The organism is Bacillus sp. z50 (assembly GCF_058313585.1).
The window spans coordinates 35418-55510 of sequence record NZ_JBZFQL010000002.1; the positions used below are offsets into that span (position 1 = coordinate 35418).

At 36.1% G+C, this 20093-nt stretch carries 14 protein-coding genes, 17 tRNA genes and 1 pseudogene; 2 read left to right on the plus strand and 30 right to left on the minus strand.

Translation table 11 applies throughout. The features are described from left to right. Window positions 1-87 precede the first annotated feature (87 nt). Together AC4G3N_RS05985 and AC4G3N_RS05990 are read right to left on the minus strand one after the other, a co-directional pair. On the minus strand, window positions 88-915 hold the full coding sequence (locus AC4G3N_RS05985) for an alpha/beta fold hydrolase (RefSeq protein WP_225983690.1): 828 nt from the start codon (window positions 913-915) through the stop codon (window positions 88-90). 11 nt (window positions 916-926) lie between these two features. Continuing rightward, window positions 927-1871 (minus strand): VOC family protein, encoded by a 945-nt coding sequence (locus AC4G3N_RS05990; RefSeq protein WP_491089899.1) that lies wholly within the window; start codon window positions 1869-1871, stop codon window positions 927-929. Window positions 1872-2077: 206 nt separating this feature from the next. On the opposite strand from AC4G3N_RS05990, the gene AC4G3N_RS05995 reads away from it, so the two are divergent. Continuing rightward, window positions 2078-3928 (plus strand): V4R domain-containing protein, encoded by a 1851-nt coding sequence (locus tag AC4G3N_RS05995; RefSeq protein WP_491089900.1) that lies wholly within the window; start codon window positions 2078-2080, stop codon window positions 3926-3928. A gap of 1184 nt (window positions 3929-5112) precedes the next feature. On the opposite strand, the gene AC4G3N_RS06000 is transcribed toward AC4G3N_RS05995, so the two are convergent. The 18 genes from AC4G3N_RS06000 to AC4G3N_RS06085 all read right to left on the minus strand — a co-directional run bounded on the left by AC4G3N_RS06000 (window position 5113) and on the right by AC4G3N_RS06085 (window position 8098). Further along, window positions 5113-5184, minus strand: a tRNA-Glu gene (locus AC4G3N_RS06000). 3 nt (window positions 5185-5187) lie between these two features. Then, window positions 5188-5262 (minus strand) — tRNA-Asn (locus AC4G3N_RS06005). An 89-nt stretch (window positions 5263-5351) separates the two neighbouring features. Beyond that, window positions 5352-5425 (minus strand) — tRNA-Gly (locus AC4G3N_RS06010). 90 nt (window positions 5426-5515) lie between these two features. Beyond that, a tRNA-Trp gene (locus AC4G3N_RS06015) sits at window positions 5516-5589 on the minus strand. A gap of 8 nt (window positions 5590-5597) precedes the next feature. Beyond that, window positions 5598-5681: transfer RNA gene (locus AC4G3N_RS06020), tRNA-Tyr, on the minus strand. A gap of 12 nt (window positions 5682-5693) precedes the next feature. Next, window positions 5694-5766 (minus strand) — tRNA-Thr (locus AC4G3N_RS06025). A 44-nt stretch (window positions 5767-5810) separates the two neighbouring features. Beyond that, a tRNA-Phe gene (locus AC4G3N_RS06030) sits at window positions 5811-5886 on the minus strand. Window positions 5887-5902: 16 nt separating this feature from the next. After that, window positions 5903-5979, minus strand: a tRNA-Asp gene (locus tag AC4G3N_RS06035). Window positions 5980-5984: 5 nt separating this feature from the next. Next, window positions 5985-6058 (minus strand) — tRNA-Met (locus AC4G3N_RS06040). Window positions 6059-6105: 47 nt separating this feature from the next. Next, window positions 6106-6198, minus strand: a tRNA-Ser gene (locus AC4G3N_RS06045). A 10-nt stretch (window positions 6199-6208) separates the two neighbouring features. Then, window positions 6209-6278 (minus strand) — tRNA-Met (locus AC4G3N_RS06050). Window positions 6279-6311: 33 nt separating this feature from the next. Continuing rightward, a tRNA-Ala gene (locus AC4G3N_RS06055) sits at window positions 6312-6387 on the minus strand. A 13-nt stretch (window positions 6388-6400) separates the two neighbouring features. After that, window positions 6401-6477, minus strand: a tRNA-Pro gene (locus tag AC4G3N_RS06060). 8 nt (window positions 6478-6485) lie between these two features. Further along, window positions 6486-6562: transfer RNA gene (locus AC4G3N_RS06065), tRNA-Arg, on the minus strand. 18 nt (window positions 6563-6580) lie between these two features. Further along, window positions 6581-6666, minus strand: a tRNA-Leu gene (locus tag AC4G3N_RS06070). Window positions 6667-6680: 14 nt separating this feature from the next. Further along, window positions 6681-6755: transfer RNA gene (locus AC4G3N_RS06075), tRNA-Gly, on the minus strand. 7 nt (window positions 6756-6762) lie between these two features. Further along, window positions 6763-6844: transfer RNA gene (locus tag AC4G3N_RS06080), tRNA-Leu, on the minus strand. Between the two features lie 765 nt (window positions 6845-7609). Next, window positions 7610-8098, minus strand: coding sequence for a hypothetical protein (locus AC4G3N_RS06085; RefSeq protein WP_491089901.1), 489 nt, complete (start codon window positions 8096-8098; stop codon window positions 7610-7612). Between the two features lie 471 nt (window positions 8099-8569). Here AC4G3N_RS06085 and AC4G3N_RS06090 point away from each other — a divergent pair, with 471 nt between their 5' ends. After that, entirely contained in the window at window positions 8570-9304 is a 735-nt protein-coding gene (locus AC4G3N_RS06090; RefSeq protein WP_491089902.1) for an alpha/beta fold hydrolase, read from the plus strand. Window positions 9305-9646: 342 nt separating this feature from the next. Here the strand turns inward: AC4G3N_RS06090 and AC4G3N_RS06095 are convergent, their stop codons facing one another. The 10 genes and pseudogenes from AC4G3N_RS06095 to AC4G3N_RS06140 all read right to left on the minus strand — a co-directional run bounded on the left by AC4G3N_RS06095 (window position 9647) and on the right by AC4G3N_RS06140 (window position 19950). Continuing rightward, entirely contained in the window at window positions 9647-11650 is a 2004-nt protein-coding gene (locus AC4G3N_RS06095) for an FtsX-like permease family protein (RefSeq protein ID WP_491089903.1), read from the minus strand. After that, complete coding sequence (locus AC4G3N_RS06100; RefSeq protein ID WP_491089904.1) at window positions 11640-12407, minus strand: ABC transporter ATP-binding protein; 768 nt, start codon at window positions 12405-12407, stop codon at window positions 11640-11642. The genes AC4G3N_RS06095 and AC4G3N_RS06100 overlap by 11 nt, the downstream gene beginning before the upstream one ends. A 186-nt stretch (window positions 12408-12593) precedes the next feature. Further along, on the minus strand, window positions 12594-13610 hold the full coding sequence (locus AC4G3N_RS06105; RefSeq protein ID WP_491089905.1) for a sensor histidine kinase: 1017 nt from the start codon (window positions 13608-13610) through the stop codon (window positions 12594-12596). After that, entirely contained in the window at window positions 13607-14281 is a 675-nt protein-coding gene (locus AC4G3N_RS06110; protein WP_139891068.1) for a response regulator transcription factor, read from the minus strand. Before AC4G3N_RS06110 ends, AC4G3N_RS06105 begins: the two co-directional genes overlap by 4 nt. Window positions 14282-14509: 228 nt before the next feature. Continuing rightward, window positions 14510-14847 (minus strand): annotated as a pseudogene (locus tag AC4G3N_RS06115) (GyrI-like domain-containing protein); the annotation flags it as partial. 376 nt (window positions 14848-15223) lie between these two features. Beyond that, entirely contained in the window at window positions 15224-15721 is a 498-nt protein-coding gene (locus tag AC4G3N_RS06120) for a hypothetical protein (RefSeq protein WP_491089906.1), read from the minus strand. A 435-nt stretch (window positions 15722-16156) separates the two neighbouring features. Beyond that, the gene (locus AC4G3N_RS06125; RefSeq protein ID WP_491089907.1) at window positions 16157-16903 is read right to left on the minus strand and encodes a hypothetical protein; all 747 of its coding nucleotides are present in this window, start codon (window positions 16901-16903) and stop codon (window positions 16157-16159) included. A gap of 130 nt (window positions 16904-17033) precedes the next feature. After that, complete coding sequence (locus AC4G3N_RS06130; protein WP_490551703.1) at window positions 17034-17342, minus strand: HIRAN domain-containing protein; 309 nt, start codon at window positions 17340-17342, stop codon at window positions 17034-17036. A 278-nt stretch (window positions 17343-17620) separates the two neighbouring features. Further along, window positions 17621-18481 carry a leucine-rich repeat domain-containing protein gene (locus tag AC4G3N_RS06135; protein WP_491089908.1) on the minus strand — a complete coding sequence of 287 codons (861 nt, stop codon included), beginning with the start codon at window positions 18479-18481 and terminating at the stop codon, window positions 17621-17623. Between the two features lie 149 nt (window positions 18482-18630). Next, complete coding sequence (locus AC4G3N_RS06140; RefSeq protein ID WP_491089909.1) at window positions 18631-19950, minus strand: hemolysin family protein; 1320 nt, start codon at window positions 19948-19950, stop codon at window positions 18631-18633. Window positions 19951-20093: the final 143 nt, after the last annotated feature.

Here is a 20093-nt window from a genome sequence, read left to right on the forward strand (position 1 = left end):
ATATTCGGAGTTTTAAATACTGGTGAGGCCACTAAAAAACATTAAAATCTCTTCTTTAGTGACCTCACGTTATTGTATTCTAGTTAACTAGAAGAACTCTTTAGCTGCTTTAATGAAATCTTCTCGCTTTTCTACCTGCAGCCAATGTCCGCACTGTGTAAATAAACGAAGCTCTGCATTAGGTAAATGTTCCATCAAATTAATACTGCTCTCTTTTGGAACAAATCGGTCATTAAAACCATGCAGTAGTAAGAATGGTTGTTTCATTTGACGTAATGCATTGGGAGGAATATGACCTTCCCCAGGCATAGGGAACATATTTTGCAAATAGGAATTGCGAATCTCTTCACGTTGAATAGTTTCATATCGAATTTCTAAAATATCTTCTAATGAATCTTGAATCGTTGCAGGATCATAAACAAACCAACTTGTTAAGTTTCGTAGGTTTTCATACGTTGGGTTTTTATAAAAACCAACCATTCGTATTATTTCCGGAGTAGGCGGTGTTTCTCCACCAGCACTGCCCATAAGTAAAACTTTTTTCACTCGTTCAGGTGCATACATAACAACATTTAACGACACATAACCACCCATTGAATTACCTACGAGACTGAATTTCTCTATGTTTTTCTTATCAAGTAGTTCAAGCAGTTGCTCAACGCGTAGCTGAGTCCATTCCCAAAATGATTTTGGGTGTACTTCGGGGTGTTTTGTATTTCCAAATCCATACATATCAGGAGCAATCACATGATAGTTCTTTGCAAGCTCTGGTAAAATATGTTGCCAATTACTTACTGAATTCGCTCCGGGACCTGAACCGTGTAGGAATACGATTACTTCCTCATTTTCTTGTCCTGCTTCACAATAGAACGTTTGAAACCGACCTGTATCTAAAGTTTCTGTTGAATAGCTCATTATAGTCCCTCCTATGCTTCTGTTGAATCAGCATCCATTCCCTGAAGATCTTGTCCCCAATAAGTTAAACCAACTTTTAAATCTTCAGGAGTCCACTTAATAGCCTCCCAATCAGGTTCAAAAATCAAATAACTTCCTGAAAATAGTTCCACACGATGACCACTACCTGGGTCTTTTACATATAAGTAAATTGCCTGTGAAATACCATGTTTACCTGGCCCAATAAGCTCAATTCCATTTTCACTTAAAATATCAGCTGCACGTAATATATCTTGGGCATTATCAAACCAATAAGCTAGGTGGTGTAAACGGTTAGGTGTTTTAGCTTCCGGTTCAGCCATAACAGCTATGTCATGAACCAATGGAGTTACACTTAACCAACCAGCTTGAATAACTCCATTTCCTAAATCTACATATTCACGCATTTTAAATCCCAAATTATCAATTAACCATTTATGAATTACTGATGGATCGTGTGAAGTCGCTAGATTCACGTGGTCAATACGACGAGGTGAAGCACCTTTTCTCCAAGATTTATAAGGTTGGTTCTTTAGCACGGATTTGCGGTCTTGATCTGGTTGCGTTTTTTCCATCTCATAATAAATTTCAAATGGATGCTCACTGGGTAACTCAAAGCGAATTGCTCTTCCTTGACCTGCTTCTTCACCCGATTCAACCCACTTCACTTCTGCTCCAGCCTCAGTTAGTAATTCAGCAAATTTCTCTACATCTTCAGGACGTTTTGTACGCCAACCAATGTGATCTACTTTTGATTTTTCCCCTTGTTTTAGCGATAGTGTATGGTGTTCAAAATCTCCCCATGCACGTAAATAATGTGTACCATTCACTACTTCTGTTTCTTCTAAACCTAAGACTTCAGAGAAGAACCATAGTGATTTTTTTAAATCCGGTGTGATTAAAGCAATATGACCTAGTTTAGCAATCTCTGGTAACATTTTCTTTTCCCCTTTTTTGTTTGTTTTTTATCATTTACACATTCAATATATTAGATATAAAATATTCTGAAAACAGACTAATTGTATTAATTTGAAAGCGTTTTCAGTATATTTCGTTTGGTTTTTTCTTTTTTATGGTATTTTAGTATTAAGAGAGAAATAACAATATTTTTTGAGGCACTTCTTACAATTAAGGGGGGAATAGGTTGGAACAACGTGTTATTTCTTTAAAAAGGACTACTTTTCATCTTGAAAATAGGGAGAAAGATATCGACAATATTGCAATCGTTAAGGCTTTAAGTTTTCTAAAAGCAGATATCATTGAAATAAATGGGATAGAGAAAGCAACAAAATTAATGTTTAATTATGGGTATCAATTAGGGGTTTCAGAAGCTCACCGAATGAGAGAAAAATATTTCGATATACAAGATCTACTTAAACAAGGGCCTACTCTTCATTGTGAAAAAGGACATATAAACGGTTCGATTTTCGAAGGGTATATTGAATTTTATGGTGATAAATCAGTTAAGGCTGTTTATGGTATAGGAACGTGGTTACAGTCTTACGAGGCAAAAGTTCATCTAGATTATTTTGGTCAAAGTGATGTACCAGTTTGTCATACACTTATGGGATTTGCTACTGGCTATATGAGCACCATTTTTCAGTTTGAAGTAAAGGTAGTTGAGAAAACCTGTGTAGCAAGAGGTGACGAAAATTGTACATGGGAGTTTTATACTGTTAACCCTTTACCTGATGAATCAAATGAAAACTCTGAAAATCAAGTATCGTTTGATCTGATTGAACTTGGCAATATTCAAAGTGAAATGATTCAAGCGATTATTGATGGAGCAACAGTAGAGGATATATTTAAAGAAGCTGAAAAAATTTTTGGCAGAACCTTTTTAATAGAAGATATATTTTATAACTTTATACATTCTACTAATTTATCAGAGATCGATAGACAATTAATTGAGCAGGATATGCAGATATATGACCAAAATGAAAGAAATCAATTAGGTACTTATTTTTTTGAAAAGCGTCAGCAACTTCCTTTTACAAAAAAGGTTGTTCAATTAGATAATCATGTTCGTTTAACAAACACGATTGTCATTAAAAATAAAGTCGTTGCATATTTGTCAGTTATATCGATGCATCCAACAACATTTTCATCATATGACTATTTAATACTATCTAAATTGACAAATGTAATTTCTGTTCTACTTATGATGAATTCTATTATAGAAAAATCAAAAGCAGAGAGTGAATCCAAGTTTACTAATGATATTTTGCATCAACGTTTATCAGATATAAATCAGATTCTTTCTAGGTCTCGCTACTTTAATATTGATATTAACCAACTATACACCGTTGCTATTGTGAGAAGGAATAATAATATGTATAGGATTCAAAAAGAGTTTGAAAACTTTGTTCGGGAACACTTAAAAAAACAGCGTATACTTATTTCTTTTAAGGAGATGGAACTAGTTATTTTGTTATTTCATCCTCTAAAAGATCATTCTATGGTTCAGAAGGTTTTTAGTAATTTAAGAGAAGCTTTAATGGAACAATTCCCTAATTATCCTGTTCAAATTGGTTACAGCGAGATAGGACATAGCATTTTGGAGGCAAACTCTCACTATAATGAGGCTGCAATTGCTCTCATCTCCAACCCCAACGCATCCATTACTGCATTTAAAGATATTAGTGTTTTATCAATATTTATTAATGATTTAAATATAGAACATATTAAGCAACTTGCGAATAATCGATTTGCAGGAATCTTTTCATTAAAGGAACAAAAACGGATTGAGCTCTTAGAAACTTTATATATATATCTAAATAATAATTTAAAAATTGAATCCACGATACGCTTATTAAAGATTTCAAAGAGTGGACTTCTCTATCGACTAGAAAACTTGAAAGAGTATTTGAAGACAGATTTTAAGGATCCTAATGAGAATTTCCAAATCCTTCTTTTATTGAAAGCGATGGAAATATATTTTAAGACTAGCAATACTCAAGACAGTAATTTTATTGTGGATTTTACAAATAGTTAATCCAATGGCGGCTAAAAGTTGATATAGAGGAATATCATACTAATAATCCAGATTAAACAAACGCACAGATCCTTGCTTCTGGTCTATATTTTTTCTAAGAATTCAAATTGATACTATGGGTTTCTATAAACAACGGAATTAAGAGATTCAGTTTGTATAAATAATCAATGGCACCCTGAATTAATGGACTGTTTGGACTCTATTTATGCATATATTGTGTATAAGATTCAGAATAGTAAATTGACAGGGTGGGGTCCATACTTCAGGCTTAACCCCAAGTGTATCAAGGTGTTGAGCCTTTTTCTATTTTCAGTAAAAACCCATTACTCCTGTATTTTTATACATTGGACAAATACTGCACAGAAGCTGCACACGATACTGCACAAGCCCAGTGTTTCCATTGGATTCAGCTGTCTCCATTATTTCTGTTAAATCCAAAATGTTCACCGAACCGATTCGAGTCCTCATCGAGCCTGACTTCTACGTGTGAATCTCCTTCTGTAATCACCTTTGAATCTGGGATTGTCGGGGAATGTTTCTCGTTATCATACGAGTAGGTAATCCACTCCCTTATGGATTCATCGGGATCGGGAGGTGTGCTATCGGCATCGCCTACGGTTTTTCCTGTGTATTTTTAGGATAGCATCCTCCTCTTCTCCCTCCCCCATTACATACACGTCTTCCCCGTATTCCTCAAGGGATGACTTGGACCAAGTTTTCTCATACTCTTTATAATCACGGATAACCTTAAAACGCAGGTTATTCACGGTTATTCAAACAACTGCTTTGTCACTCAATCAAAAGCACCTCTTTAATATTTCATATAGTAAATATATCACAATGTAATAGACAGGAATAAATGTAAAATATAGCGGGATAAGTTAGCTTATTAATTGAATTGAGGGAATAATAAAAACAGTGCACATTGAATGAAGGTGTGCACTGCTATTTTCATACTATATTTTATGCGTGTTTCTAGATTTTTATCTATTTTTTCATTTTGATACATATAAGGCCTTTAGAAACCTATTACGTTTTACTCAAAAGGAATTTTCTCTCAACTTTTACCATTAGAATCTGATAAGCATCCGTAGGTCACACTAAAGATAAAAGATTGCAGGTCAACAGCTATCAGAAGTTTGGTGGCAAATAAAAAAACCATGTACATCTTGTACATGGTTTTATGACCCCTACGGGATTCGAACCCGTGTTACCGCCGTGAAAGGGCGGTGTCTTAACCGCTTGACCAAGGGGCCAAATGGCTCCGCAGGTAGGATTCGAACCTACGACCGCTCGGTTAACAGCCGAGTGCTCTACCACTGAGCTACTGCGGAATAATAGTATGGGCGACTCAAACTATCGACCTGACACTTATCAGGCGTGTGCTCTAACCAGCTTAGCTATAGGCCCATTATGATATTTTTGGAGCGGGTGAAGGGAATCGAACCCTCATCATCAGCTTGGAAGGCTGAGGTTTTACCACTAAACTACACCCGCAACAATGGGAGGGCTGATGAAAAACGAACCCAAGAATGGCGGAACCACAATCCGATGCGTTAACCATTTCTCTCTAATCGCCATATTTATTGGCAGGGGCAGTAGGAATTGAACCCACACTGGAGGTTTTGGAGACCTCTGTTCTACCTTTAAACTATGCCCCTATTATAAATGGTGGAGGGGGGCAGATTCGAACTGCCGAACCCGAAGGAGCGGATTTACAGTCCGCCGCGTTTAGCCACTTCGCTACCCCTCCGATTATTTTGAGTGCCGGCAAGAGGACTTGAACCCCCAACCTACTGATTACAAGTCAGTTGCTCTACCAATTGAGCTACACCGGCATAATACTTAGGTAAGATTAAACATATTAAAACTTATTTTATAATGGTGGCTCAGGACGGAATCGAACCGCCGACACAAGGATTTTCAGTCCTTTGCTCTACCGACTGAGCTACTGAGCCAACTTCATTATGTAAATGGCGGTCCGGACGGGACTCGAACCCGCGACCTCCTGCGTGACAGGCAGGCATTCTAACCAACTGAACTACCGGACCATTTATTGCGGGGACAGGATTTGAACCTGCGACCTTCGGGTTATGAGCCCGACGAGCTACCAGACTGCTCCACCCCGCGACAATAATAATTTGTTTCCATATACTACAAGGTATTTAAGGTATATATGGCGGAGGAAGAGGGATTCGAACCCCCGCGCGGTTTAACCCGCCTCCCGGTTTTCAAGACCGGTCCCTTCAGCCAGACTTGGGTATTCCTCCATATAGGTTGTGTATCTTGTAGGACTCGAACCTGCGACCGGACGGTTATGAGCCGTCTGCTCTAACCACCTGAGCTACACCGCCAAAATCAAAATCCTATTGGGTTTAAGTAATGGTGGAGCCTAGCGGGATCGAACCGCTGACCTCCTGCGTGCAAAGCAGGCGCTCTCCCAGCTGAGCTAAGGCCCCATATTTTTTAGAATGGTCGGGAAGACAGGATTCGAACCTGCGACCCCTTGGTCCCAAACCAAGTGCTCTACCAAGCTGAGCTACTTCCCGCAAAGGAATGGCGCGCCCGAGAGGAGTCGAACCCCTAACCTTTTGATCCGTAGTCAAACGCTCTATCCAATTGAGCTACGGGCGCATTCTTGCAAAAAACTAGTGCCGAGGGCCGGTCTCGAACCGGCACGGTAGTCACCTACCGCAGGATTTTAAGTCCTGTGCGTCTGCCAATTCCGCCACCCCGGCATATCACTTGGCATTGGAGCGGAAGACGGGATTCGAACCCGCGACCCCCACCTTGGCAAGGTGGTGTTCTACCACTGAACTACTTCCGCATATAAGTGCGGGTGAAGGGAGTCGAACCCCCACGCCGTAAGGCGCCAGATCCTAAGTCTGGTGCGTCTGCCAATTCCGCCACACCCGCATGTTTATAGATGGTGAGCCATAAAGGACTTGTACCTGCAATCCTCGAGCTTCTAATTGATTAATTTCAAACCCTCTCGTTGACTGCTTTATTATTCTAATATGTATTTATCTATATTTCAATAAGTAATATATGGTAATATTAATTTATTTTTCTTCTTATATCAAAAAGATTAAAATTCCATGAATACATCTATCATACATAGGGATACAGGTTCCTCATATGTTGTTTGAACCCTTGCTTATACGCTATATAAACAACTCAAGATCCTTATTATCCTATTTATATTTTAAATTATCTTAGGAAGGCATAACTATCATGTTACAGTTTGAAACGGAAAGAGTGATATTCCTAGCACCATTAGAAATATAGATACCAATTCTAGTATAAAAAATCTCCTACCTTCTCCATATAACTTTTGAAGATTTCATGAATTGAATATTAACTTTTAGAGATTTTTTTCTCGTTTTTCCAATTAACTTTTACCTACTTAACAATACCTTTAATGATTCTAATATCAAAAACCAAAAAGTTGCCGTGTAATTACCATTAAATACAGTTGAAATATCAATCCTATTGATCATTAATAATTGTTCACTTCTTTTTTATCGCTATTGATATTTATTGCTTTATGATTCCATTCCTGATTACCAATTGGTAATGAAGAAGTAACTCTCATTCTTCGCTTCGTATGCACCAATCAAGCCTATAGAAACAGTTCTTTCATCAGTCTCCCTCTATTTTCTTTAAAATATGTAGGTATACTTAATTCATATGGTCATAGATAATAGCTTTAAATATCTGTTTGAGTTCTTTTGATGTTTTTCCGCGAAGCCATTCGACTTGGTCAATTGGCAGCGTGAGCTTAAGGGTGATCTTTTCATCAGGCATCTCGACTTTCCTGATGTCGGCAAGGGAAATCCCCTTGTCAATGTCTGGAAAATCAATCTGGTTCTCATCGATATGGTCAATGCCCTGGTGCTCAAAGGGATCATCGATCACGCAATTCAAGTTCAACTGCGGGAGACGACCAGGAATTGATTTTATGTACATGAATGAGCTGATTACTCGGTTATCGGTCAGCTCAATTTCAGCGATAATGCTCTCGCGACTGCTATATTTCTTTAGGGCTACCTCGCTCACGATGATGTCGAGCTCCAATGAAAATCCGGATGAAGTTTCCAAAATATATATCGCACTATTAAAAATATGGATTTCTTCGCCGTCAAGATTCACCGTTTTTACGCCAACCATGTCATTCCCCTCCAAAAGAGACCGTCGGGAACATTCCCCCACCCGGCTTATTTTCTTTCATTCTACTAAATCATGGTAGTTCCTCCAAGCATAGCTTCTCGACGATGGTAATGACATTCGGATGCTCCTTCAAAACCGAAGCGGGAAGGCCTCAGATATTTCGCCTTCTAATAGCTGTTTTACTATGGTACCTTCTTTTTTACAAAAACAAGCAGATGCATCACCCTGCTTTCCATGATGGTGTTGAACACCTTAGTGATTGCTTGCTCCGACACATCTTAAAAATTGGTGAAAAAACTGGCGTTTGCCTTGCGCGTCGATTCAGCGAACGAAGTAGACTTACAAATCTTACTTGATTAAGTAACCGAACCACCTGCTTTGTTGGTTTGGAAAGAATTTATACATAGCACGGAAGTTCTTTATGCTAAAATTGAAATTGTATATCATTAATGAAAGAGAAGAAGGCATTTTATGAAGAAGATTACTACAATTAGCTTAGGTATACTATTGATTATTTTTGTGTTGGGCCTTACGGGCTTCTATTTTTGGTCCCAACAAACGTACAAAGCATCAGAAGAAGTTACATCATATGTAGATTTGGATGACATACAGACGGAAGAAAACTGGCTTGTGTTCGAACCTATAGAAAAACCAAAAAGCGGGATCATTCTTTATCCTGGAGCAAAAGTGGAGCCTGAAGCATATAGCTACTATGCCCAAGGTTTAGCGGATAAAGGTTATTTGGTGATTGTCCCGAAAGTCAACTTGAACTTTGCCCTACTCGATATTAATCAGGCGGATTTAATTATAGATGAGTTCAGCGATATAACGAATTGGTATGTAGGTGGGCATTCACTTGGCGGCGTAGCCGCAGCATCTTATGCATACGATCATCTCGAAGATGTAAGGGGTTTAATCTTATTGGGTTCCTATCCAAGTGATTCCAGTAATTTTTCAGAAACTGATCTCCCCATCCTCTCCCTGTATGCCGAGTTTGATGGGTTAACTACTACTGATAAAATAGCTGATACAAAACATTTGCTTTCGTCTGAAGCAACCTTATATGAGGTTAAAGGCGGAAACCATGCCCAATTCGGTATGTATGGAACGCAAGATGGAGACGGAAAATCTACGATTTCAGCAAAAGAACAGCAGGATGAAATAATAGAAGAAACATTAAAATGGCTGAATCAATATCAAAGATAAGGGCCGATTTTTTTAACATATCTGATACTGTAATAGCCCACCCGTTTTACGGGCGGGCTATTTTAAACTTTTATCTTTCATTTGAGGTAACCGCGCCTCACAAGCGCTATTATTTCTGACTATTTTAAATAAAACCCATAGTCTCTTCACAGATGTTTTTCACTTATTCAATTACACTACTAATAATCTCGAACCATTATTCCTTTTACTAGTATGATTCCCCATAGATTCAGATATTCGTTCTGAAACAGTAAATTTTGCAATTTAAAATCACCTACAAGCTCTAATTTAAACAGTAAAAAAGCTGTGCCAAAACAACTCATTTTTGACACAGCTTCTCTTTTAATTTTTCACAATGCGCTTGTACCCTGAATATGTTGCTATGAAATAACCGCCATATACAATAATCATAATTAACGCCGTAAACAAAGCCGGTATGAAAACGGAAGGTTGACCCATCATCAGAAGTTCCTGATTGACCACTTTAATTCCAAAAATCGAATGGATGATTGCTAAAGACAATGGCATCATGAAGTAAATAAATACCTGACCGAATATCGCCTTGTTAATTTCCTTACTTGTTACACCTATTTTTCTTAGCATGCTATAGCGCTCCATATTATCACTCGCTTCAGATAACTGCTGAAGCGCCAGTACAGCTGCACTTGAAATGAGGAACACAATCCCAAGATAAATACCAATAAAGACAATCATTGTAGACGATCCAATACTTTGGTCATACAACATTTGCTTAGTCATTACGTTGACATAAAAACCATATTTAGAATAAACTTCTTCATTTTGAGTTAAATGATAAAGCTCGTCTTCATTCACTTGACTATTACTACTGTAATTAACATTAGACAGTGACATATTAGGTGTCATACCTTCAATAGCTTGATCTGGAACAATCACGGTAAATGCAACTCTTCCTGGATAATCATTTATATATTGTACGTACTCTACTTGACGATTAACAATCGTATAATCCATAGCGTTCAATTTAATGGACTGATTTTCTTTAATATAGGCATTCACTGCATCAAAATAAGTCTCATCATCTGATATGAGGAGTACTTCTCCTTTATTAAACGTTTTCGGTTCAATGTCTTGCATTTGCAAAAGCTTTACATAATCAGATTCTTTCATCAATAAGATTTTTTTACGAGAGATTGCCATATCAAAGTATTGTTCTAACTCTGCATTTGCAAAAGGACGCAATAATTCGTTATACGTAGAATCCGCTTCATATAATTCAAAGGAACTATTTTCACCCATCTCATCCAAGTCCATACCCAATATTTCAATCGCTTGATCTATATTCTTTATTTGCGTATCTTCTTTTCCATACAGGTAGAATGTTGCATCATACGGCACTTGATTTACAAGCTGTTTTTCTCCCGCCGTCTTTATGCTAAATCCTGTTGATAAAACACCAATTGTGAAAAAGAGCATTAAGCAAATGATAGTCATGGATACAAAGGTTGTATTTACCTTGCTGCTTATTTGGCGTAGAACAAACATATTTAAGCCTTTAAAATATATAGTATTATTTCTTTGCAGCATATTAAGAGCAAATCCAGAAAGAGACATAAAAAACAAAAACGTTCCAAGTGACCCCAGTCCAACGCAGGTCCACGTGACAGTCAAACTTTCTGTTAAACCATACTTTAAAATAACAGTATAAGCAATCCCAAGAGTAATGAAGGATAAAACAAAGAACGCGATTGATGTTGATACTTTTCGGATCTTCAGGCTTTCATTTTTTCTAGCGGCTGTTAGCAAGTCGATGAGCTTATACTTCGAAATCACTAAACTATTAAAGATCATAACGAACAGAAAGATAATCCCAAAATAGCTCATTGTTTTGAACATCGCTTCACTGGAAAAGACAACTTCGAACTTTGTCATATCTGCCTTAAATAACGAAACCACTAGAACGGACAATCCTTGAGATATAAATATTCCCAGTAGTAATCCGGCCATTAACGATAAAACACCTATAAAAAGTGTTTCCATTACAACTATTAACGATATACTATATTTACTCATACCTAGCGTCATATAAATTCCGAGCTCTTTTTTTCGTCGTCTGATTAAGAAATTGTTTGCGAATAAAATCAGAAACCCTAACACAATCGAAACAAAAACAGATACTATTGAAATTAATTGTGTTATCGATTGAATCATTTCCGACTGACTGGCGCTTAAACTAGACATAGCAGCCGAAGCTGAAATCGAATTAAAGCTATAAAATATACAGACTGCAAATGTTAATGTTAAGAAATAAATTGCATAATCCTTGAAGCTTCTCTTCACATTGCGAGCAGATAATTTAAATAACATTATTCGTGTCACCTCCGAGAAGTGTTACCACCTCAATGATACGGCCGAAAAATTCTTTCCTCGTATCATCACCTCTCACCAGTTCATTAAAAATCTCCCCATCTTTAATAAACAAGATTCGATGTGCATAGCTTGCTGTAAACGCATCATGTGTGACCATTAAAATTGTAGCCTGGAACTCCTTATTTAATTTCTCAAATGAATCTAGCAGTAATCGGGCAGATTTTGAGTCAAGTGCTCCTGTCGGCTCATCAGCGAGAATTAATGACGGGTTCGTTACAATTGCTCGGGCTGAAGCAACACGTTGTTTTTGTCCACCCGACAGTTGATATGGGAACTTATTTAATACCGCCGTAATCTCTAATTTATCGGCAACTTCATTTACTAGCTTTGTAATATCAGCCGGCTTACGACCTTGTATGGTTAAAGCGATTGCGATATTTTCAAACGCTGTTAATGTATCGAGCAAATTAAAATCCTGAAAGATAAATCCTAGCTCATCCCGGCGGAACTTCTCAAGCTTTCCAGCCTTTAATGTCGTAATATCCTGACCATTTATATGAATATGACCCGTTGTTACATGATCAATTGTAGAAATGCAATTCAACAGTGTCGTTTTCCCGCTGCCTGAAGGACCCATAATACCAACAAATTCCCCTTGTTTTACATCAAAACTTATATGATTAATGGCTTTTGACACATTTCCTTTATTACCATAGTATTTTTCTATATCTTTTACTTCCAAAACTGTATTCATAACAACCTTCTCCTCTCTTTTATGCTTTTAGTATATCCCCCCTACAGCAATACAAATATTGAAGTTGGTTGCATAAACCTTACATTTTTGAAACTTGCACTGGAGATTAATGGCGAAAACCACCATACAAATTCATACCACAAATCATTAATAATCTCATTTTCGTAATAAAAAAGAGCCTTTCTCTCAAGACTCTAATAAAACCAATTTACTTTTCGGGAAAATGATATTTACCTCGGTTCCTACATCCTTCTGTGATTTGATCGTAATCCCTAAATGCAGCTTATCTACCAACATTTTGCAAAGATATAGACCGATGCCTGTTGACTTTCTGTATATGCGTCCATTTTCTCCTGTAAATCCTTTTTCAAATACTCTTCCGACATCCTTTTCATCAATACCAATGCCATTATCAACAATATGAAGTATAAGATTATGCTCATGATTAGTCGTATAAATAGAGATGAAACTATTTTCTTTATAACAATAATTAATACTGTTAATGATTACTTGATTCACTATGAACTCAACCCACTTTTCGTCACTATAGACCACATCATCTATCTCTGATAACTTAAGCTGAATCTTTTTATGAATAAACGCTTTTGCATTTCGCTTAATTACTTTGGAAACACATTCTTTTAAACGAAATTCCTTCACAATATAATCCTTGCTGGCACTGCTGCTTCTCGCATAATACAAGGCCTGTTCAATATAATCCTCAATCTTCGTTAATTCCTCAGTTAAGCCAACAATCGGACCACCTTGATAATTCTCAATTATTAGCTTACTAGATGCAATCGGTGTCTTAATTTCATGGACCCACGCTTCAACATACTCTTGGTATTCCGATTGCATAGTCTTGTAGTGGTTGACATACTCATGCACCTGCTTGTCACTCGTCCGTAAAATGTCATATAAAATCTTTCCTTCTAAAAATTCAGGCTCATCCATAATTTCAGATAGCAAATATTTTTGATCAAGATTTTCAACATTTTCTATTACCCCATCATAAAAAGGTTTTTTCTTCATAAATTCAAGAAAATAAGAAGTAAGCAGCGGACCAAACCAGCATAACCCGACTATAACAATAACACCCTTTTGTATAGAAATAAAAGCTAAAAATAATGCTACCGTCATAAAAAGAAAAACATTAACCGTAATAAAAACGACTCTTTCCTTTAAAAATGCCCACAATGTCATGACATGATATACCCCAATCCTCGTCTCGTTTCAATCGGGTTTTCCATACCGATTGCCTCTATCTTTTTACGAAGTCGAGTAATGTTAACAGATAGCGTATTGTCATCCACAAATAAATCAGATGACCATAGATCCTCCATCAGCTGTTCTCTAGAAACAATAATTCCATTATTTTTCATTAAACAATGTAAGATTTTTATTTCATTTTTTGTTAGTTCCTCTTTCTTGCCTTGATAGGAAATTGTCCCATTAGCCAAATGCAGCTTCAAATCCTTGTAAGTCATTACAGCACTTTCTTGTTTTGCATATGTCCTTCTTAAAATATTTTCAATGCGTGCCAACAAAATTTGCGTGTTATATGGCTTCGTAATGAAATCATCTGCGCCTATATTCATGCTCATCAATTCGTCCACTTCCGTGTCTCTGCTTGTCACAATAATAATGGGTACCTGAGAGTATTTGCGGATTTCGCGACAAATATAATAACCGTCGTACACAGGCAAATTAATATCCAATAAAATCAAATGAACATCATCCTGACTTGCATAGTTCATGACATTTTGAAAATCATCCGGTGCTTCCACTTCATAACCATAATTTTTTAAAAATGCGGTTAATTCTCTACGAAGCGTCTCTGCATCCTCAATGATTAATATTTTTGCGTTTTGCATAGTGATCACCCCTTAACGAGCTTTACAATTGTTCATTCTTGAGCAACAAAAATCCTGCACCCTACAATGAAGCTAGGCTGTATTTTATATTTAGTCAATAGCTCATTTTTCATTATATTACTTTGAATATTGGATTATCGTGTAGAAAAACCCAAATAAATGATGTTTATCTTATCACAAATCAGATAAGGTTTGGAATTCTGCAATTCAGGAAATGTCCCTGCTCCGTTACTGTAAAGGAACTAATATTTCACACAAATGATTATCAATCATTTGTTTCTATAATTGGTTGTTCTCTAATGGATAGATTATTTCTTTCTATCTCCGAAAAAATATTGCCCCAAAAATTAACTGACTGCCTCTTTTGTATGATCAAGCAAGAAAACAGCATATTTCCCACCAGGAAATTTACCAACATGAGCTGGTTTTACCACATTAAAATCTTTATTTTTAACAACGCAAACTTCATAACAATATTCCTCTTTAGGAGTAATCTCTGGGTTATCTTACGGTATACCTAAAATTGTAGAATTATCAAATACTCCATTCAATTTTGCCGACTTTTTAATAATTAGAGTATGCTTTAATTAATCAGTTTCTTTGTCAACTGCCCGTTGATAAGCCTTTTTAATTCTGCTACATTTTATTTTAAAACTGGATTTCTTGTTGCTCCAAACATTTCCCAACCTATTTGTTCATTTACAAAAATAAAAGGAGAAACAGCATCTTTTGCCATTCTCCTTTTTATCATTTCATTGCTTGCATTTCTACTTCCGAATAAAGAGAAAGAGTGAATTTCCCACAAGTTATTCGGCTCAGCATCAAATAAGTCGTTAAGTTCATATCATTTTATTAAATTTCTTGCTAATCAAAACAATTTCACGGTATACACAAGGCTTTCTACCTGTATCTTGTTTAGCTCTTATGCAATTGCTAATAATCTTAATCAGAAAAGGACTTTGTATACTTAGGTAGCAAGTACCGGAATATCACCAACGCATGGACAATCCCAATTCCTGCAAAAAGAGCCCTCACAAACCATTCCTGCCAAAGCAGTATGATACCATTCATATCGCCACCACCAAAAAATCCACAAAGTACACTCAAATATAGCGGATCAAGCAGTAGCACGACTAGTGAGGTATACCATGCGATGGTCCGGAAAACCTTTGATTTTACTGAACAGATTGGTTTACAAAATATAATAAGAAGCCAACTGAAAACAAGAGTTGCAATCGCACCCGCCAGACAGAAAATTCCCATCTGAATATCTGTCATCAGGGTATGATATACATCCACCTGAACCCCCAGCCCCATGAAATTGATTTGCTTGAAAACCCCGTAATAAAAAGCTACTAGGAGGTGCGCCCCCTCATGGATGATATAGTAAATGATAATAGCCGCAATAATTCCAATATATTGTCTTACACTTCTGCTCATAATAGTCACCTATCTTACTTACCGTTATACTTTTATGAATGACAAATCTTTAAGCTAAACAATGCCTATTCAACAAACTCTTAGCCAACCATCAGCCTGTGATTAGATTGTGATCATTTGCATTATTTTTTCATTTGTATGTTAATTCACAAAGGTAGTATATAGCATATAGGCACCTAAAACAATACATTTTTCTATCTACACCTCTTTTTGCAGATTCACTCGAGTACTCTTTAAATATAACCATACCGTAACCCAGTAATAGCTATAGCAATCATTAATCGTAACGAACAAATGTTATTAAAGATAAACCCTCCTAATCCACTTTAAAAGGTGATTTAATAGCATACTAGAGCAGATAAACTGAAAATATTGTTAAAAGTGTCTCTACTAAAAAAGCCGCCCACTAAGGGCAGCTCTTCTACTTCTTTACTTTTAAAAAGAAGAATTTTTATTATCCATATGTAACTTTCGGGTTACAGCTACAATTCTTTCTTTAGGAACATCCGGATGCTTGTCCTTGATTATCTTGACACATTCAACCCAATTGATTTCAGATTTTAACAAAGAAGCGATTTCGTTTTCTATCATTGGATCTATTTGATAAATATCACAATCGGTTTCATCCGTTTCATTCTTTCCATCCACACTTTGGTCAATTTTATCAAACAGCAGCGAAGCAACAAGATGAATAGCTATGATAATTATTTTCACAGTTGTAGAAAGATCGATGACTGTAAAAAAGTAATCAAGTGCGCTAATAACTATATAACTGCCAGCGAAAGTTAAGATATTCGCAATCAACTTATTGACAAAGATATCCTTATAAATGTCCGTTACGGCATGAAGAAAGCTATCAATAATAGTCCCCACTCCCATATCTATAAGACACAACAGAAAAAGAAACAGAATTAAATAGATTAAATTCTCATAATACTGGCCTGTAAAATGAATAATCAAAGCATAAATAACCATGAGAGGTAGAAACAAGAATAAAACAACCGTCATAAGTAAAGAAGTGGATAGAAAAAAATTCTTCACAAGTATAGGCTCCAGTCTCCATAGCTCTTCTCCGCCTACGGAGGTTTTTGTTAAATTATAACAATTATTTCGCATAAAGTCAGCAACTGCATATGAATATCCTGCCTTTTCCGTTTTAGTTTCTACTTCCAGCTTAATCAAAATCTTGCGAGAGCCACCCACAGCCTCTACTAAAATAAGACTTTCACTTTAAGGACGGCGCATCTCTACTTCACTTACGTTTACACTTCTAAATTAATGCCATTCTTTCATTAGAGATAGGCAGATCTGGTTAAGCACTCTCTTCATTTCCTAATAATTTCACGATGATTGTATCCTTTACAATGAAAGCCACTTGTCCCATGCATACATCCTCGAATGTATCATAGATTCTGCCGGCACTGCGCGTTCCTTTTGCAACTGTCTGATAACTATTAGCCACATAACCAACCTTACCAATTGTATCGAGCTCGGCTTGAATTGCTTCATCATCATGCTTATTATCTAAGTCTTTTCTTAAGATTATCTTCTGACCAACCTTGAAAATATCCGCTCCAAAATAATGACAAACACCTACAACGGATATATATTTCTCTGCCATTTCTATCCCCTCCATGTGACACTTTTTATTACTTTACTCTCTATATATTTACGAATTTCACAAAAATAAGTTTCGTTGGTTCCTTGTTTTAACCTAGCTGGTTACAAAAAAGAGATAAGGCAGCTCACAGATCTTATCGGTTCTTGTATCTTCTTAATAGGACCTATTTTGTAGCTCCTCCACCTTTTAGTCTGTATGAATACCAATATATACACAATTAACAAGCCTTAGAGAATCGAAAAATGATTCCTGAGACTTTTAACGTTTCTTTACCATTATTATAATTCTGAATTTAACTCCTTCAATTTATGAGAGTAATGCTTTTTTTGATTAAAGTATACATATTCTAGTCTCTCACAATAGCTTAAATCGCCATCCATGATAGTCGTACCATCAAATACAAAGGAATCCAGTTTTTCTAAGTCCTTGATAAAGGATATTGAAGGAACACTACCACAGTCTAGTAAACGTATTTCTCTCAAGTCTTTAAGATTTTTTATTACACCAAAGTCTTGAATATTCTTACATTTCTCTACAGAAAAAATTTCGACGGGAGCAGTAAGAAATTGTAATGCTGTGATATTAGTTAAATTTCTCATTCCATACAGAGAAACTTCCTTTAAATTCTTCATCACTTCTATTCCTCTTAGTGTTTCTATATTGGCTTGAGATAAGGACAATTCTTTTAAATTTGCAATTTTGGAGAGCTCTAAAAGTGACTTTGATTGAGGTTTATAACTGAACAAATGAAGTCTGGTCAAATTCCGTAATTGATTAAAACCTTTTGTCTCACTTGGTATCCAACCAGTCAGTTCCTTTAATTCTACTAACTCCCCAATATCTATCTTAACTTTTGGATTTATATTAAGGCTTAACAGCTTGAGATTTTTTAAATACTTTATGCCATCAAAATTGTTAATAACGGTATTTGAAATATTCATCTTCTCTATAGAAGGACAATATTTTAGGAATTCAATATCCTTTTTGTTATAACTCCTGTCAATATGGATGTTTCGAAAGTTATGCATATTGATAACTTCAACCACTTCTTCCAGATTGTCTGATGATACAATAACTGTTTCATCTTGATCATCAGGGTATTTTATTAGTTCTAGATTTCCAAGTTTTCTTTTTTTCAATGTCACATTGCTCCTTTCCTTATCTAAATATCTCCCCGTATCCTTTAACATGGTGAGGGTCACTGATACGCCCTTTGCAGGAATAGAGACGCGACGGTAATTTTATTCCATTATAAAAAAAAGATGACCATTCATTAGGCCATCTTATATCATTCTTCTGTTGAGTCTCTTTCTAGTTTTGTGATTAACACTTTATCTACTCGAGCACGATCCATGTCCACAACTTCAAGTTGCAAGTCGTCTACTTGAATGGTGTCTTTGATTTTTGGTATATATCCAATTTTATTTATAATAAATCCACCTAATGTGTGGAAGTTTTTACTTTGGTTAAGAATCGTAAAGTCTTCCAAATCAAAATATCTAATAAACGTATCAATCGAAACAAGACCATCTGCCAACCATGAGTTTCCATCTCTCTCTATAATTTGCGGCTCTTCTTCATTATCCTTTTCAGGCATTTCTCCAATAATATTTTCCATAATATCATGAAGAGTGACAAAGCCCTCAATTCCTCCATACTCATCGATAATAACGGCTTCATGCTGGCCGGATTTTTTCAATGTTTCCAATGCCCGATATACTTTCATTTGTTCTGGCAGAACAAGTGTATCTTTGACTGAATCCGCTAAAGAAAAATTCTCTCCTGCCACAATTCTTGATAAAAGATCTTTTTTATGAATAATTCCTTGAAAATCATCTAAACTTCCAATCCCAACAGGAAATTTGGAGTAATAACTTTCATTAATTTTTTTCATGTTTTCTTCAAACGAATCCTCTAAATCAATGTAAACAAGCTGCGTACGAGGTGTTAAAATATCACTCAGACGTTTGTCCCCTAAATAGAAAATTTGTTCTACCATATCCTGTTCTATTTCTTCAACAATCCCACTATGAACACCTTGTTCAATTAATTGAGTTATTTCTTCTTCGGTTACATTCGGTTGGCTTGTGGGTTTTATTCTTAATAATTTTAATGCAAAATCAGTAGACCTACTTAAAAACCAAATAATTGGGCGTCCAACTTTTGAAAAATAATACATTGGTTTTGCTACTGCACATGCTACTTTTTCTGGATTTCCCATACCAATCCGTTTTGGAACTAACTCACCAATAATTAATGATAAGTAAGTTGAAAGCCCTACAACCACGATCAGACTTAGCTCATTACTGAAAGAAGCAAGAACATTAATTTTTTCAATATAAACAGCTAGCTGGCTTGCAATAGTTGCACCACCAAATGCACCTGTTATTACCCCAATTAATGTGATTCCGATTTGAATAGTCGACAATAATTGATTTGGGTCATCCGCTAATTTCAAAGCATAACTAGCACTGGAATTCCCATCATCTCGCAATTTTTCTAGTCTATTCTTCTTAGATGTAACAATTGAAATTTCGGTCATAGCAAATATACCATTTGCCACGATAAGTATTAACAAAATTACAATTGAGGTCCAAATGCTGTCCAAAAAAATCTTCACCGTTCCTTTATTATATTTTTCAATTGGTATAACGTATACCACACACCATAGTCTATTTCCCTATTATGTTCAAAACAAAATAATACATTACCTTATATATCATTTAAATGTATCTTTTGCAGAATTATTTT